Origin of the sequence: Streptomyces xanthochromogenes (genome assembly GCF_014650455.1) — a bacterium.
Taxonomy (GTDB): domain Bacteria; phylum Actinomycetota; class Actinomycetes; order Streptomycetales; family Streptomycetaceae; genus Streptomyces; species Streptomyces xanthochromogenes.
Genome location: NZ_BMUZ01000026.1, coordinates 22,372 through 36,569, shown reverse-complemented (window position 1 = coordinate 36,569; position 14,198 = coordinate 22,372). Strand labels below are relative to the sequence as shown.

Below are 14,198 nucleotides of genomic sequence, written 5' to 3'. Positions count from 1 at the left end.
TACCTCCACCGCGGCGGCCGCACCGCCCGCGCGGGCGAGTCCGGCAGCGTCGTCACCCTCGTCACGCCCAACCAGCGCCGCGAGATGAGCCGCCTGATGGTCAACGCGAGCATCGTGCCGCAGACCACCCAAGTGCGCTCGGGCGACGAGGAGTTGACCCGTATCACGGGTGCCCAGGCACCCTCCGGCATCCCGGTCACCATCAAGGCACCGGTAGTGGAGCGCCCCCGCCGGAGCGCCTCCGCCTCCTCCTCGCGCGGCCGCCGCAGCCGCCCGTCCCAGGACCGGCGCGCCGCCCGCCCCGCCCGCGCCGCCGAGCCCCGCCAGTCCGGAACGGCCGCCTGAGCCCGCACCCGGCACCGCACCGGGGCGTTCGCGCCCCGGCCGCCGACCGCACACCCGGTCGGTCCACCCCCCAAGCCTTGGAAGGCATCATGCGCTGCGTCATCGCCCGCTTCCCGTTCGATCTCTCCAAGGCCCAAGTGGTGGCCGCCATGAAGGGCATCAAGCCCGAGCCCGTCGAGGGCGACTCCGTCCTCATCGGACGCCGTCACTACCCCGTCAAGCAGGTGGGCGAGGTCATCACTCGGCAGGACCGCCGCGACTTCAGCGCCCAGGAGGTGACCCGGGCCATGACCCGCCTGGGCTTCACCTGCCAGGGCCTGCCCCAGGCCGCGCCCGCCCGCACCCTGACCCCGCTGGAAGCGGCGTCCGAGATGCTCGGCGTGAGCGCGCTGGCCTGACCCGGAACCGGGCACACCACCGCACGCGATCACCACGAGGGCCCCGCCGGGACACCGGCGGGGCCCTCGTCGTGTGCCCGTGTTCGCCGCCCCAGCCGGTCGGCGCGGCACCCGGGGCACCCGATGGTGTTGAATTTCCCCTCGGGCCCGCGGTCCCGCAAGGCACCGCGAACCCCCGACGCGGTGCGAAAGAGGTGACATGACAGCGGACAGCCCGCTCACTGGTCGACTGGACGACGACGACTATCCCGCCTACACGATGGGCCGGGCCGCCGAGATGATCGGTGCGAGCCCCGGCTTCCTGCGCGCCCTCGGCGAGGCCCGCCTGATCACTCCGCTGCGCTCCGAAGGCGGCCACCGGCGCTACTCCCGCTACCAGCTGCGCATCGCCGCCCGCGCCCGTGAGCTCGTCGACCAGGGCACCCCCGTCGAAGCGGCCTGCCGCATCGTCATCCTGGAGGACCAGCTGGAGGAGGCCCAGCGCCTCAACGCGGAGTACCGGGCGGCGGCCGACAAGGACCCCGGCTCCCACTGACCGCCGCCCCCGTCCCCGGCACCCCCGGACCGGTCGAGCCGTCGCCCCCGCCCGATCGCGCGGACCGGGCCGGCGCGCGCGTGAACGGCGGGGGCCCGGCGGGGTTCAGCGGGTTGCGCCCAGGCGGCGCTTGGGCTTCGGTTCGGCGGCCTCGCTCCTCGCCCACAGCGAGCGGACGTGGCCGAGGTGGCGGGTCATGCACTTCTCGGCCGCCCGGGCGTCACCGGCCAGCATGAGGTCGAGCAGCTCGATGTGCTCCTCGGCCGACGGGATCAGCTCGTCGCGCTGATCGAGCGCGGTCAGACCGTACAGGCGGGAGCGCTTGCGCAGATCGCCGACGGTCTCCACCAGGCGCTCGTTCCCGGACAGGGCGAGCAGCGAGAGGTGGAAGCGGCGGTCGGCCTCCAGATAGCCGATGAGGTCGTGGTCGCGGGCCGCGCGCACGATCTCCTCGGCGACTGGCCGCAGCGCCTCCAGGTCCGCGCGGTCCGCGCTGCGGGTGATCCGGCCGATCATCGGGACCTCGATCAGCGCACGGATCTCGGTGTACTGGTCGAGGTCGCGCTCGTTGACCTCGGTGATCCGGAAGCCCTTGTTGCGCACCGGCTCCACCAGGCCCTCCCGGGCGAGGTCGAGCATGGCCTCGCGCACGGGGGTCGCGGAGATCCCGAACTCCTCGGCGAGGCCGGGCGCCGAATAGACCTGTCCGGGGCGCAGCTCGCCGGAGATGAGCGCGGCGCGCAGCGCGTGGGCGACCTGGTCGCGCAGCCGCTCGGTGGTGGTGATGACCTTGCTCTGCTTCAGGTGTCCCATGCTGCTGTTCCTCCGTACCGAGCGGAGACCCAGAGTACAATGTCACGTTACGTTTGCGACTGGCTCGGTTCCGAGGCATCCTCGGGCCCCTGGCCGGCCAGCGCCCCGAGCGTGAGGGGAACCGCCAACGGGCGCCGCTGTGCGGGCGGTTGGCCGTCCCCGGCGAGGCAGGACACCGCCGCCCCGCACATCCGTCCCTGGCACCAGCCCATGCCGGCCCGCGTGAACAGCTTGACGGTACGGGCGTCCCGGGCACCCTGGTCGGCGACCGCCTCGCGGACGCGGCCCGCCGTGACCTCCTCGCAGCGGCACACCTCGGTGTCGTCGCAGAGCCAGCCGGTCCAGCCCGGCCCCGGCGCGTGCGTGGCGGCCATGGCTTCGGCGAAGGTACGCAGCCGGGTGCGGCGGGACGACAACTGCCGCACGCGCCCCTCGGGGCCGGGGTCACGACCGAGCCGCGCGGCGATGGAGCGGGCAGCCAACTCTCCCTCGATGCAGGCGAGTTGGGCGCCCGCGACACCACCGACCTCCCCGGCCCCCCAGACCCCCCGCACGGAGGTCTCCTGCCCCGAACCCAGGTGCAGGGCCAGGGTGTTGTCGGCGGTGGTCCGGGTGCCGCAGCCGAGGGTGGTGCCCAGTTCGATCCCGGGGACGAGCCCGTGGCCGACCGCGAGCGCGTCACAGGCGATCCGCCGCCCGGACCCGGGCACGGGCCGCCACCGCGCGTCGAGCCGGGAGACGGTGACCGCCTCGACGCGCTCGGAGCCGTGTGCCTCGGTCACCGCGCTGCGGGTACGCAGCGCGATCCGGTGCCGCAACAGGGCGGCGCCGTGCGTCAGGCCCTCGGCGAGCTTGCGGGGGTTGACGGCGAGCGCCCGGGGGTGGCGGGCATAGCCGAGATAGCCGGACGCCTCGATCACGGCCGGAACCTCGGCCCCGGCCGAGGCGAGCGAGGACGCGACGGCGAGGAGCAGCGGCCCGCTCCCGGCGACGACGACCCGCTTCCCCGGCAGCACGAGCCCGCCCTTGAGCATGGCCTGCGCACCACCGGCCCCCACGACGCCCGGCAACGTCCAGCCAGGGAAGGGAAGTTGGCGTTCATAGGCCCCGGCGGCGAGCAACACGGCCCGCGCCCGAACCCGCACGGGCCGCCCGTCACCCCCGTCGTCCCCGACGACGGCGTGCACGGCCCAATCACCGTCCGCGCCCCGCTCGACGGCCCACACATGGTGCCGCCCGAGGTGCTCGACCCGCCCGGCCGCGAGCCGCTTCCGCAGCGCGACGAACGCGTCCCAGTCATGATGCAGCGCCTCGGGCCGAGCGGCCCCGAGCCCGGCGGCGGGCTGCCGGTAGAACTGTCCCCCGACGTGTTCCGCCATGTCCAGCAGCGCGACCCGAAGCCCGAGCTCCCCCGCCGTCCCGGCCCCGGCCAGCCCGGCGGGCCCCGCCCCCACCACCACAAGGTCGAACACCCCGGTCACCACACCAACACCGCCGAGCTCACGGAAAACGCCCCCATCTCCACAACTCCGCCTCGAATCAGCTCAGTTGGGGATGCGCGGAGCGTCGTGCCCACCCCGGCCGACGTCAACTCCCGCGGGGGCGCGGGGAACCGGGCGACCGGCCAGGCACGGCCCGCACCGGGGCGCGGCGGAGCCGCACCCGCTCCGGGACCCCGCTCACACCGCGAGCTCCCCACGCCCCTCCCCCTCCTGCGTCCTGACCTCGTCCCCGGGCCCCACCGCCACGAGGCACGCCCTCCGATTGGCCACGCCGTTGACCGTGACCAGGCAGTCGAAGCACTGCCCGATCCCGCAGAACACCCCCCGAGGCCTTCCACCTCCACGGGTCGTTCGCCACGTCAGAACGCCCGCGGCCCACAACGCGGCCGCGACGGTCTGCCCCGGCAGCGCCGACACCGCCCGGCCGTCCACCGTGATCTCGAACGCGGGCCCGGGCCGGGCCCCGGCCAGCTCACCGGGGGTTCGGGCCACCACGTCCTCCTTTGCCGACCGCCACCGGCGCCTCATGCCCCGGCCCCCGCCCCGGCCCCGGTCCCGGTCCCGCCCTCGAATCGCGCCGGATCGAACGGGCGGACGTCCACCGGCGGTTGGGCTCCGGTCAGGCAGTCCGCGATGATCCGGCCCGTCACCGGGGCGAGCCCGATCCCCGCCCCTTCGTGCCCGCACGCGTGCAGGAGCCCCGGCACCCGGGCATCCGTCCCGATCGCCGGAAGGTGGTCCGGCAGATACGGCCGGAACCCCGCGTACGTCCGGATCACGCGCACCCCCGCAAGCACGGGGAACAGCGCGGTCGCCCCGGCCGCGAGCCGCCGCAGGGCCGGTACCGAAAGGGCGCGGTCGAACCCGACCCGTTCGCGGCTCGCGCCGATCAGGACCGGCCCCGCCGGAGTCCCCTCGACCACCGCCGAGGTCTGGAGCGCGGCCGAGTCGCTGGCCACGTCCGCGACGTAGTCCGCCGCGTACACCTTGTGCCGCACCACGCGCGGCAGCGGCTCCGTGACCAGGACGAAGCCCCGACGGGGCAATACGGGCAGCAACACCCCGGCCAGCCGGGCGAGTTCGCCGCCCCAGGTGCCGGCGGCGTTGACGACGTACGGCGCGTGGAACACGCCGGATGCGGTCCGTACGCCGCGTACCGCACCCCCGGGACCCGTGAGCAGGCCCGTCACCTCCTGCCCGAGCCGGACCTCGGCGCCGGACGCGCGCAGCAGATGCGTGGCGGCGAGGGCGGGCATGACCTGGGCGTCCTGGGGATAGTGGACGCCCCCCGCGAGACCGCGAGCCAGGTGCGGCTCCAGGTCGGGCAGCCGGTCGGCCGCCACGTCGCGTACGGTCACGCCCGCCTTCTCCTGCGCCGCCGCGAAGGTGCGCAGCGCGGTCAGGGCCGCCTCACCGGAGGCGACGACCAGTCCGCCCTTGGGTTCGTACTCGATCCCGTGCGGGAGGCGTTCGGCCAGCTCCCGCCACAACTCTGCCGATTTGAGGGCGAGTTCCAGTTCGGGGCCGGGGGCCTTGTCGGAGACGAGGAGGTTGCCCTCGCCCGAGCCGGTGGTGCCGCCGGCCACGGGGCCCCGGTCGAGGACGGTCACCCTCAGGCCGGCGCGGGCCGCGTAGTGGGCGCAGGCGGCGCCCACGATGCCGGCGCCCACGACGATGACGTCCGGGGTGCTTGTCATGACCACCCCGGTAATATTTCACATGGCACCGCGTGTGCCAAGGAGTTGGCCGGGGGGGGGCTTGCCCACCCTCCTGCCCATCGCTCGGGGTTGGATGGTTCCGGCCCTTGGGGCTGCGCCCCAGACCCCGGGGGGTTTGCCCACCCTCCCCCAAGCTCTTAATGAGCAGGGGGGAGCCCCATCCCGTGCGGCGGGTTGCATCGGCTGAGCCCTGGGGCTTCGCCCCAGACCCCCTGAGGGGCTCCGCCCCCCGCACCCCGTTCGGGGCTCCGCCCCGGACCCCGGGGGGCTTGCCGACCCTCCCCCAAGCTCTTAATGAGCAGGGGGGACCCCCATCCCGTGCGGCGGGTTGGATGAGCTGAGCCCTGGGGCTTCGCCCCAGACCCGCTGAGGGGCTGCGCCCCTCGAACCCCCGCAAGGGGCTCCGCCCCCTGCACCCCCCGATCGGGGCTCCGCCCCCTGCACCCCCCGATCGGGGCTCCGCCCCCTGCACCCCCGTTCGCGGCTCCGCCCCGGACCCCGTTCACGCCTGAACGGCGCTCGTCCTCAAACTCCCCCAAGGCCTCAAGGGCCAGGGGGGACCCCCATGACGGGCTGAAATGCCCGATGCCGGCCAGCACCGAAGCTTTTAGGGGCGCGGGGAACTGCGCGAGAAGCGACCACGGTACGAAGCCGCACCAAGGGGGCGGGACCAGGGTTACAGGACCGTGCTGCCCAGTGCTCGGCCGCTCCCCCCCACCCCCGGCAGCACATAGAACAGAGCCGAACCGTACTGTTCCGCAAAGGAGTTGAGTGCGTCGGACGCGGCCAGCCGGGTCCCCACCCGTACGAACAGCGCGGGGTCCCGCATGTAGGCGAGGAAGAGCATGCCCCGGTCCCCGGGGCTGTTCTCGTAGGAGTAGCTCCGCCGGAGCATCCGGGCGCCGCCGTCCGGCCCGGGTCCGGCCAGGCGCACGTGGGCGTCCAGGGGCAGGACGTAACTCCCTTCCGGTGTGCGCGCGTTCAGGTCGGAGGACAGCACCTCCCCGCCCCCCTTGCGGCACCCGACGATCTGCTCCTGCCGGGCGACCGGCAACCGCCCGAACTCCTCCACCCGCAACCGGATTCGCCGCACCACCAGGAACGTGCCGTCCGCGTACCGCCCCCCGGGCGGCAGCCACACCCAGCGCTCGTTCTCCGCCGCCGTGGGGTTCGACGTGCCGTTCTTGAAGCCCAGCAGGTCACGCGAGGCCTCTCCCGCCCGCGGGGGCGCGAGGAGTTCGGAACGCGGGCCGGGGCGCTCGCCCGACAGGAAGCCCGCCTGGCGCCAGCGCGGCCGCAGCACCCCCGCTCCGGCTCCCGCGAGCAGCCCGGCCAGGCGCTCGCACCCCCGCGCGTCCCGCGCACAGATCTGCACGCCGATCTCACCGCCCCCCGCCGCCACGTCCAGGTGCTCCCCGGCGAAGGCGGGCAGCTCCCGCAGGCCCTCGGGCGCCCCAACCCCGAGCCGCTCCGGCAGGCCGGGGCCGATGCCGACGGTCGCGGTGGGCCCGGGCGCCAGCCCGGCGAGCAGCTCGCTCCACCGCGCGAGCAGCCGCCGCACCGCGTCCCGCCCGGGGGCGCCCCGGGTGCCGGGGGTGAGGTCGTAGGAGACGAAGAGCATGTGCGGCTGCTGGGGCTCGGCCACCCCGGGCTGCCGGACGGGGCCGGGCGGGGGCCCCTGGACGGGCCGCCGGTCCCGCTCGCGCCGAGGCGCCGCGGCCTCGCACCCGCTCGCCGCGAAGGCCATGGGAAGCGTGGCGAGAAGCGCGCGGCGCCGGAACCCCGGGTCACTCAAGTCATCGTACAAAACAGTACATTTCGTGAGAGAAGTGCTCGGTACGATACACCTGCGGCGGCCCGGGTACGGGGATCTCCGTAAGCGGCAGACGAAGAGCAACGGGCAGCACAGCGACAGCAAGCGATCGACAGGCGATCAGCGAGCGATCAGCGCGGGGGGAAGCCATGTTCGGCTACGTGATCATTCCCGGTATCGACGGGTCCGACGAGCACCACTGGCAGAGTGAATGGGAACGGCACTGGGGGTCGTCGGCGGTGCGCACGGCGCCCGACTCGTGGTCCGAGCCGGACCTGGAGGACTGGGTCGCGGCGGTCGGGTCGGCCGTCGACGAGGCATCCAGGAAGCACGATCACGTCGTGCTCGTGGCCCACAGCCTGGGCTGCTGGGCGGCGGCCACCTGGCTGGACCGGAGCCCCTCCCCCGCCGCCACGGCCGCCTTCCTGGCGGCCCCGCCCGACCCGCTGTCCCCGGCGTTCCCGAGCGGGTCCGCACCGACCTTCACCCAGCTGTCGGCGCGCCCGCTGCCCATCCCCGCCCTGGTGGTGGCCGGCACGAACGACCCGTACTGCGCCCCCGAGACCTCCGCCGCCTTCGCCGCGCAGTGGGGCGCCCAGCACCATCTGGCCGGACCCATCGGGCACATCAACTCCGGGAGCCTGTTGGGCAGTTGGGAGGAGGGCCGGGACCTTCTCGACTCCCTGCTCCCGCCTGCCCACACCCCCGACCTCACGCCCACCCCGGCCCCGGCCCCCGACACGGCGGCCTGAACCGGCACTGCTCCCCCACCCCTCCGCCCGCCTCTCCCCCTGCCGCTCCCGTACCGCTCCCCCACTGCTCGCTACTGCTCGCCCAGCGGATTGACCGGCGTGGGCGGTGCGTCCGGGTCGTCCTCGGCGCGGGGGAGCGGGCGGTGACCCTCCGACCAGTGGTTGGACCAGCCGCAGACCCCGCACGAGTACCGCCCGTCCAGCCCGGCCAGCTCCGTACCGCACCGCTTGCACTGCGTGTACGTGATGTCCGGCGTCGGGGGCGGCATCGGCGTCGGCTTCGGCACCGTCCCCGGAACGGCCCCCGGCACGGCCCCGGGGACGGCTGCCGGAACCGGCGCGGCCTCATGCGGCCGTTCCGGCTCGGGCGGCCGTTCCGCCTCGGGCGCGGGGATGTCACTCATGCGTCGGAGCGTACGCCCGCGCGGGAGTGACACGGCTCACGTACACCCGTCGCACCACCCGGACCGGCAGGTGGCGCCCGGTATGCGGGTGGGCGCGGTCGATATCTGTCATCCGTTTTCTGTTATCCGCCGACCGTCACCCTGTTCTCCTCTCCGTCGGGTCAGTTAGGTTCGGTGCTCCGGGAGAGTGGACGAGGCGTGATCAGTGAACAGATAGCCGCGGTGGTCGTCGCGGCCCGGGACGGGGATCAGCGGGCGCGCGACGAGCTCGTCGCCGGGTATCTGCCGCTCGTGTACAACATCGTCGGGCGGGCGCTGGGCGGGCACGCCGACGTCGACGACGTCGTGCAGGAGAGCCTGCTGCGGATGCTCGACGGGCTCGGCTCGCTGCGCGAGCCCGCGGCCTTCCGGTCGTGGCTCGTCGCCGTCACCATGAACGAGATCCGCCGGTACTGGCAGGGCCACCGCCGCACCCCCGTCGACGGCGGGCTCCAGGACGCCCACGACCTGGCCGACCCGGGCGCCGACTTCGTCGATCTCACCATCGTGCGGCTCGGTCTGTCCGGGCAGCGCAAGGAGGTCACCGAGGCCACCCGCTGGCTGGAGCCCGACGACCGGGCGCTGCTCTCGCTGTGGTGGCTGGAGGCGGCGGGCGTACTCAGCCGGGGCGAGGTCGCCTCGGCGCTCGACCTGAGCGCCGAGCACGCCGCCGTACGCGTCCAGCGCATGAAGGGCCAGCTGGAGACCGCCCGGGTCGTCGTGCGGGCACTGGCCGGGATCGAGCGCTGTGGCGAGCTGTACGGGCTCGCCCTGTCCTGGGACGGCGTGCCGTCGGCCCTGTGGCGCAAGCGCATAGCCCGCCATGCCCGTACCTGCGCGGTCTGCTCCGGGCACTGGAGCGGGCTCATACCCGCCGAGGGGCTACTCGTCGGGCTCGCCCTGGTCCCGGTGGGAGCGGCCACCGCCGGTCTGCTGGCGGTTCTGGGCGGCCGGGCGCCCGCCCTGGAGACCACCGCCCACGCGACCGCCGCCACCCAGCCCTCTCCTCGCGCCGCGCACGGCGCCCACGCCGCGGGCCGGCGGCGGGCCCCCGCCTCCCGACGCGACCGGCGCGACCGGCGGACGCGGCGACGGCGCCGGGCGGCCGCCGTCATCGCCGGGCTCGCCGCCGTCGCGGCCCTCGGCGGTGCCTACCGCTTCGTCACCGACCCCGGCCAGGACTCGTCCCGGACCGTCGCGGACGCCCCTCTCACCACCACCGACGCCGCCAGCGCCGACGGCCTCAGCACCGGGCCCCTGTCACCGAGCCCGTCCGCCTCCAACTCCCCTACCAAGGCGAGCAGTTCGCCGTCGCCGAGCGCCCCGGTCAAGCACCCCTCCCCGCCCCCGGCCACCAAGTCGCCCACGCACGCCGCACCGCCCAGGCCCGCGCCCAGCACCAAGCGGGCGCCGGCCGGCCCGGACGACGGCACCCCGGCCGCCGTGCAGCAGGTGCTCGATCTCGTCAACTCCGAGCGCAGCAAGGCGGGTTGCTCGGCGCTCACCAGCAATCCGAAGCTCTACGACGCCGCCCTCAAGCACTCCGAGAACATGGCCGCGCAGAACTTCTTCGACCACACCGACCCCAGCGGTGCGGGCCCCGGCGAGCGCATCACGGCAGCCGGGTACCAGTGGAGTTCGTACGGCGAGAACATCGCTCGGGGCCAGGCGGACGCGGCCGCCGTCATGGACTCCTGGATGCACAGCCCCGGCCACCGCGCCAACATCCTGAACTGCGGGTACAAGGAGATCGGCATCGGTGTGCACTACGGGTCCGGCGGCCCCTGGTGGACCCAGGACTTCGGCACCCGGAGCTGATACCGCCGACGTACGGGGGCGGGCCCGGTCTTCGCGACCCGGGCCCGCCCCTGTGCGTCCGTACACCGTTCCTACCCGTTCAGTCCTGGTCCTCCAGGTCGCCCTCGGTCTCCAGGTAGACCTGCCGCAGCGCTTCGAGCACGGCCGGGTCGGGCTTGGCCCACATGCCGCGGGACTCGGCCTCCAGGAGGCGTTCCGCGATGCCGTGCAGGGCCCAGGGGTTGGCGTTCTGGAGGAACTCGCGGTTGGCCGGGTCCAGGACGTACGTCTCGGTCAACTTGTCGTACATCCAGTCGGCGACCACGCCGGTCGTGGCGTCGTAGCCGAACAAGTAGTCCACGGTGGCGGCGAGTTCGAAGGCGCCCTTGTAGCCGTGGCGACGCATCGCCTCGATCCACTTGGGGTTGACGACCCGGGCCCGGAAGACCCTGCTGGTCTCCTCGACCAGGGTGCGGGTCTTGACCGTCTCGGGGCGCGTCGAGTCGCCGATGTAGGCCTCGGGGGCGGTGCCGCGCAGGGCGCGGACGGTGGCCACCATGCCGCCGTGGTACTGGAAGTAGTCGTCCGAGTCGGCGATGTCGTGCTCGCGGGTGTCGGTGTTCTTCGCCGCGACCGCGATCCGCTTGTACGCCGTCTCCATCTCGTCCCGGGCCGGGCGCCCGTCGAGCTCGCGGCCGTAGGCGTAACCGCCCCAGACCGTGTAGACCTCGGCGAGGTCGGCGTCGGTGCGCCAGTCGCGGGAGTCGATGAGCTGGAGCAGGCCCGCGCCGTAGGTGCCGGGGCGGGAGCCGAAGATGCGGGTGGTGGCCCGGCGTTCGTCGCCGTGCTCGGCGAGGTCGGCCTGGGTGTGGGCGCGGACGTAGTTCTGCTCGGCGGGCTCCTCCAGGGAGGCGGCGAGGCGCACCGCGTCGTCGAGCAGGCCGATGGTGTGCGGGAAGGCGTCGCGGAAGAAGCCCGAGATGCGCAGGGTGACGTCGATGCGGGGGCGGCCCAGCTCGTCGAGCGGGATGGGCTCCAGGCCGGTGACCCGGCGGGAGGCGTCGTCCCAGACGGGCCGGACGCCGAGCAGCGCCATGGCCTCGGCCACGTCGTCGCCGGCCGTGCGCATCGCGCTCGTGCCCCACAGGGAGAGCCCGACCGAGGTCGGCCAGTCGCCGTTGTCGGTGCGGTAGCGGTTGGCCAGCGATTCGGCGAGGGCCTGTCCGGTCTCCCAGGCGAGCCGGGAGGGGACGGCCTTGGGGTCGACGGAGTAGAAGTTGCGGCCGGTCGGCAGCACGTTGACCAGGCCTCGGAGCGGTGAGCCCGAGGGGCCTGCCGGGACGAAGCCGCCGTTCAGGGCGTGCACGGTGTGGTCGAGTTCGGCGGTGGTCGCGGCGAGGCGCGGCACGACCTCGCGGGCGGCGAACTCCAGGATGGCGCGGACCTGTTGGGGCTGGTCGGCGGGGATCGCGGCGAGGTCCCAGTCGGCGTCGTCCATCAACTGGACCAGGGCGCGGGCCTGTTCCTCGGCCTCGTCGGCGCTGGTGCGGGTGGCGGCGGACTCGTCGAGGCCGAGGGCTTCGCGCAGTCCTGGCAGGGCGGTGGTGCCGCCCCAGATCTGGCGGGCGCGCAGGATGGCGAGGACGAGGTTGACGCGGTCGGCGCCGGCCGGTGCGTTGCCGAGGACGTGCAGGCCGTCGCGGATCTGGACGTCCTTGATCTCGCAGAGCCAGCCGTCGAGATGCATGATGAACTCGTCGAAGCCCTCGTCCTGGGGGCGGTCTTCGAGCCCGAGGTCGTGGTCGAGCTTCGCGGCCTGGATCAGGGTCCAGATCTGGGCGCGGATCGCGGGGAGCTTGGCGGGGTCCATGGACGCGATCTGGGCGTGCTCGTCGAGGAGTTGCTCCAGGCGCGCGATGTCTCCGTAGGAGTCGGCGCGGGCCATCGGCGGCACGAGGTGGTCGATGAGCGTGGCGTGCACGCGGCGCTTTGCCTGGGTGCCCTCGCCCGGGTCGTTGACCAGGAACGGGTAGACCAGCGGCAGGTCGCCGAGTGCGGCGTCGGGGCCGCAGGCGGCGGACAGGCCCGCGTTCTTGCCGGGCAGCCACTCCAGGTTGCCGTGCTTGCCCAGGTGGATCATCGCGTCGGCGCCGAATCCGCTGTCGGCGGCGCTCGCCGCGATCCAGCGGTAGGCCGCCAAGTAGTGGTGCGAGGGCGGCAGATCGGGGTCGTGGTAGATCGCGATCGGGTTCTCGCCGAAGCCGCGCGGGGGCTGAATGAGGATCAGCAGGTTGCCGCGGCGCAGGGCCGCGAGGACGATGTCGCCCTCGGGGTTGCGGGAGCGGTCGAGGAACATCTCGCCGGGCGGCGGGCCCCAGTGCTGCTCGACGTTCGTGCGCAGTTCCTCGGGCAGCGTCGCGTACCAGCGCTTGTAGTCGGCGGCCGGGATGCGGACCGGGTTGGCGGCCAGCTGCTCCTCGGTGAGCCAGTCCTGGTCGTGACCGCCCGCGTCGATGAGGGCACGGATCAGCTCGTCGCCGTCGCCGGAGACCAGGCCCGGGATCTCGTCCTCGGGGCCGAAGTCGTAGCCCTCGGCGCGCAGTCGGCGAAGGAGTGCGACGGCGCTGGCCGGGGTGTCGAGGCCGACGGCGTTGCCGATGCGGGAGTGCTTGGTCGGGTACGCGGAGAGCACGAGCGCTATGCGCTTGTCGGCGGCCGGGATGTGCTTGAGGCGGGCGTGACGGACCGCGATCCCGGCGGCGCGGGCGGAGCGCTCGGCGTCGGCGACGTAGGCGGGCAGGCCGTCGGCGTCGATCTCCTTGAAGGAGAACGGCACGGTGATCAGGCGGCCGTCGAACTCGGGGACGGCGATCTGGCTGGCCGCGTCGAGCGGCGACACGCCCTCGTCGTTCTCCTCCCAGGCGCTGCGCGAGCCGGTGAGGCAGAGCGCCTGCAGGATCGGTACGTCCAGGCCGCTGAGCGCGCCCGCGTCCCAGGATTCGTCGTCGCCGCCCGCCGAGGCGGTGGCCGGCTTGGTGCCGCCGGCCGCGAGGACGGTGGTGACGATGGCGTCGGCGGCGCGCAGCTCGTCGATGAGCGCGGGCTCGGGGTCGCGCAGCGAGGACACGTACAGCGGGAGCGGGCGGCCCCCGGCGTCCTCGATCGCGCCGCACAGGGTGTCCACGAAGGCGGTGTTGCCGCTCATGTGGTGGGCGCGGTAGTAGAGCACCGCGACGACGGGCCCCTCGACCGGTCGGGCGGTGCGCTCCAGCGGGCCCCAGGACGGGGCGGGCGCGGGCGGCTCGAAGCCGTGGCCGGTGAGCAGCACGGTGTCGGACAGGAACCGGGCGAGCTGGTCGAGGTTGGCGGGGCCGCCGTGCGCGAGGTAGGCGTGCGCCTCCGCGGCGATGCCGACCGGCACGGTGGAGGCCGCCATCAGCTGGGCGTCCGGGGCCTGTTCGCCGGTCAGGACGACGACGGGCAGGCCGCTCGCGGTCAGCTGGTCCAGGCCGTCCTGCCAGGCGCGCACGCCGCCGAGGAGGCGTACGACGACGAGGCCGACGCCGTCGAGGAGCGCGGGCAGGGTGTCGAGCGCGAGGCGGGACGGGTTCGCGAACCGGTAGGGCACCGGGCCGTCGGCCGCGCGGGCGGAGAGCAGGTCGGTGTCGGACGTCGACAGGAGCAGGATGGGGCGGGGGTCCTCTGCGGGCTCCCCGGACGTGTGCAGCATGCGGCGTCAGGCCTTCCTCGGGGTGTCCGCGCCCCGGGTGGTGTCGGAATGGGTCTCCCGAGCCGGGGAGGCTTCCCTGGCCTGGGAGGGGGAGTTCCTGACTCACCCGGTCTCCGAGCTGACCTCGGTCCGGGCTCACAGTGGCGGGACCGCGCCGGATTCCCACCGGGCTTCCTCCCCTGCCGCCGTCGCCGGCGCCGCCTGCATAGTAGCTACCCCGGTCGCCCGCGCTTCTGGGCGCGGGGTGGTTGGGGGTGCGGGGGCCTCCGGCCCGGGGGGTGCGGGGGGGGTGCGGACCCTCCCGGGGCGGGGAGCGGCTCGTGTGCGTTCGGCTGCGGACCGTGCGGGGCTG

The 14,198-nt window shown here is 74.2% G+C and carries 11 protein-coding genes, 1 pseudogene and 1 riboswitch; of the genes and pseudogenes, 5 read left to right on the top strand and 7 right to left on the bottom strand.

Translation table 11 applies throughout. From position 1 onward, the window contains the following. The 3 genes and pseudogenes from IE267_RS38435 to IE267_RS38425 form a co-directional block, all read left to right on the top strand. Positions 1–345 (top strand): annotated as a pseudogene (locus tag IE267_RS38435) (DEAD/DEAH box helicase); the annotation flags it as partial. Between the two features lie 89 nt (positions 346–434). Further along, a complete protein-coding gene (locus tag IE267_RS38430; RefSeq protein ID WP_167158692.1) occupies positions 435–743 on the top strand; it encodes an SCO5918 family protein in 309 nt (102 codons plus the stop codon). Between the two features lie 199 nt (positions 744–942). Beyond that, on the top strand, positions 943–1,278 hold the full coding sequence (locus tag IE267_RS38425) for a MerR family transcriptional regulator (protein WP_161249623.1): 336 nt from the start codon (positions 943–945) through the stop codon (positions 1,276–1,278). A gap of 105 nt (positions 1,279–1,383) precedes the next feature. On the opposite strand, the gene IE267_RS38420 is transcribed toward IE267_RS38425, so the two are convergent. The 5 genes from IE267_RS38420 to IE267_RS38400 all read right to left on the bottom strand — a co-directional run bounded on the left by IE267_RS38420 (position 1,384) and on the right by IE267_RS38400 (position 7,106). Beyond that, positions 1,384–2,091: a GntR family transcriptional regulator gene (locus IE267_RS38420; protein ID WP_167158690.1), complete on the bottom strand. Its 708-nt coding sequence runs from the start codon at positions 2,089–2,091 to the stop codon at positions 1,384–1,386. 47 nt (positions 2,092–2,138) lie between these two features. Next, the gene (locus IE267_RS38415) at positions 2,139–3,563 is read right to left on the bottom strand and encodes an FAD/NAD(P)-dependent oxidoreductase (RefSeq protein ID WP_229861665.1); all 1,425 of its coding nucleotides are present in this window, start codon (positions 3,561–3,563) and stop codon (positions 2,139–2,141) included. A 207-nt stretch (positions 3,564–3,770) separates the two neighbouring features. After that, on the bottom strand, positions 3,771–4,085 hold the full coding sequence (locus tag IE267_RS38410; RefSeq protein ID WP_189766463.1) for a (2Fe-2S)-binding protein: 315 nt from the start codon (positions 4,083–4,085) through the stop codon (positions 3,771–3,773). Positions 4,086–4,117: 32 nt separating this feature from the next. Beyond that, positions 4,118–5,290 (bottom strand): NAD(P)/FAD-dependent oxidoreductase, encoded by a 1,173-nt coding sequence (locus tag IE267_RS38405; RefSeq protein ID WP_189766462.1) that lies wholly within the window; start codon positions 5,288–5,290, stop codon positions 4,118–4,120. A gap of 697 nt (positions 5,291–5,987) precedes the next feature. After that, positions 5,988–7,106, bottom strand: a complete 1,119-nt coding sequence (locus tag IE267_RS38400) for a Dyp-type peroxidase (RefSeq protein WP_167158683.1) — start codon at positions 7,104–7,106, stop codon at positions 5,988–5,990. Between the two features lie 167 nt (positions 7,107–7,273). Between IE267_RS38400 and IE267_RS38395 the strand changes: the two genes are divergently transcribed. Then, positions 7,274–7,876, top strand: a complete 603-nt coding sequence (locus IE267_RS38395) for an RBBP9/YdeN family alpha/beta hydrolase (RefSeq protein ID WP_189766461.1) — start codon at positions 7,274–7,276, stop codon at positions 7,874–7,876. Positions 7,877–7,947: 71 nt separating this feature from the next. On the opposite strand, the gene IE267_RS40565 is transcribed toward IE267_RS38395, so the two are convergent. Then, positions 7,948–8,280, bottom strand: a complete 333-nt coding sequence (locus tag IE267_RS40565; RefSeq protein ID WP_373304651.1) for a hypothetical protein — start codon at positions 8,278–8,280, stop codon at positions 7,948–7,950. 198 nt (positions 8,281–8,478) lie between these two features. Between IE267_RS40565 and IE267_RS38385 the strand changes: the two genes are divergently transcribed. After that, positions 8,479–10,137 carry a sigma-70 family RNA polymerase sigma factor gene (locus tag IE267_RS38385; protein WP_189766460.1) on the top strand — a complete coding sequence of 553 codons (1,659 nt, stop codon included), beginning with the start codon at positions 8,479–8,481 and terminating at the stop codon, positions 10,135–10,137. A gap of 79 nt (positions 10,138–10,216) precedes the next feature. On the opposite strand, the gene cobN is transcribed toward IE267_RS38385, so the two are convergent. Continuing rightward, complete coding sequence (gene cobN, locus IE267_RS38380; RefSeq protein WP_189766459.1) at positions 10,217–13,846, bottom strand: cobaltochelatase subunit CobN; 3,630 nt, start codon at positions 13,844–13,846, stop codon at positions 10,217–10,219. A gap of 91 nt (positions 13,847–13,937) precedes the next feature. Beyond that, positions 13,938–14,023: riboswitch (cobalamin riboswitch) on the bottom strand. Between the last annotated feature and the right edge of the window lie 175 nt (positions 14,024–14,198).

Coding starts and splice junctions, on each gene's coding strand:
- IE267_RS38430 (WP_167158692.1), top strand. CDS start 435: ATGCGCTGCGTCATCGCCCGCTTCCCGTTCGATCTCTCCAAGGCCCAA.
- IE267_RS38425 (WP_161249623.1), top strand. CDS start 943: ATGACAGCGGACAGCCCGCTCACTGGTCGACTGGACGACGACGACTAT.
- IE267_RS38405 (WP_189766462.1), bottom strand. CDS start 5,290: ATGACAAGCACCCCGGACGTCATCGTCGTGGGCGCCGGCATCGTGGGC.
- IE267_RS40565 (WP_373304651.1), bottom strand. CDS start 8,280: ATGAGTGACATCCCCGCGCCCGAGGCGGAACGGCCGCCCGAGCCGGAA.
- IE267_RS38420 (WP_167158690.1), bottom strand. CDS start 2,091: ATGGGACACCTGAAGCAGAGCAAGGTCATCACCACCACCGAGCGGCTG.
- IE267_RS38395 (WP_189766461.1), top strand. CDS start 7,274: ATGTTCGGCTACGTGATCATTCCCGGTATCGACGGGTCCGACGAGCAC.
- cobN (WP_189766459.1), bottom strand. CDS start 13,846: ATGCTGCACACGTCCGGGGAGCCCGCAGAGGACCCCCGCCCCATCCTG.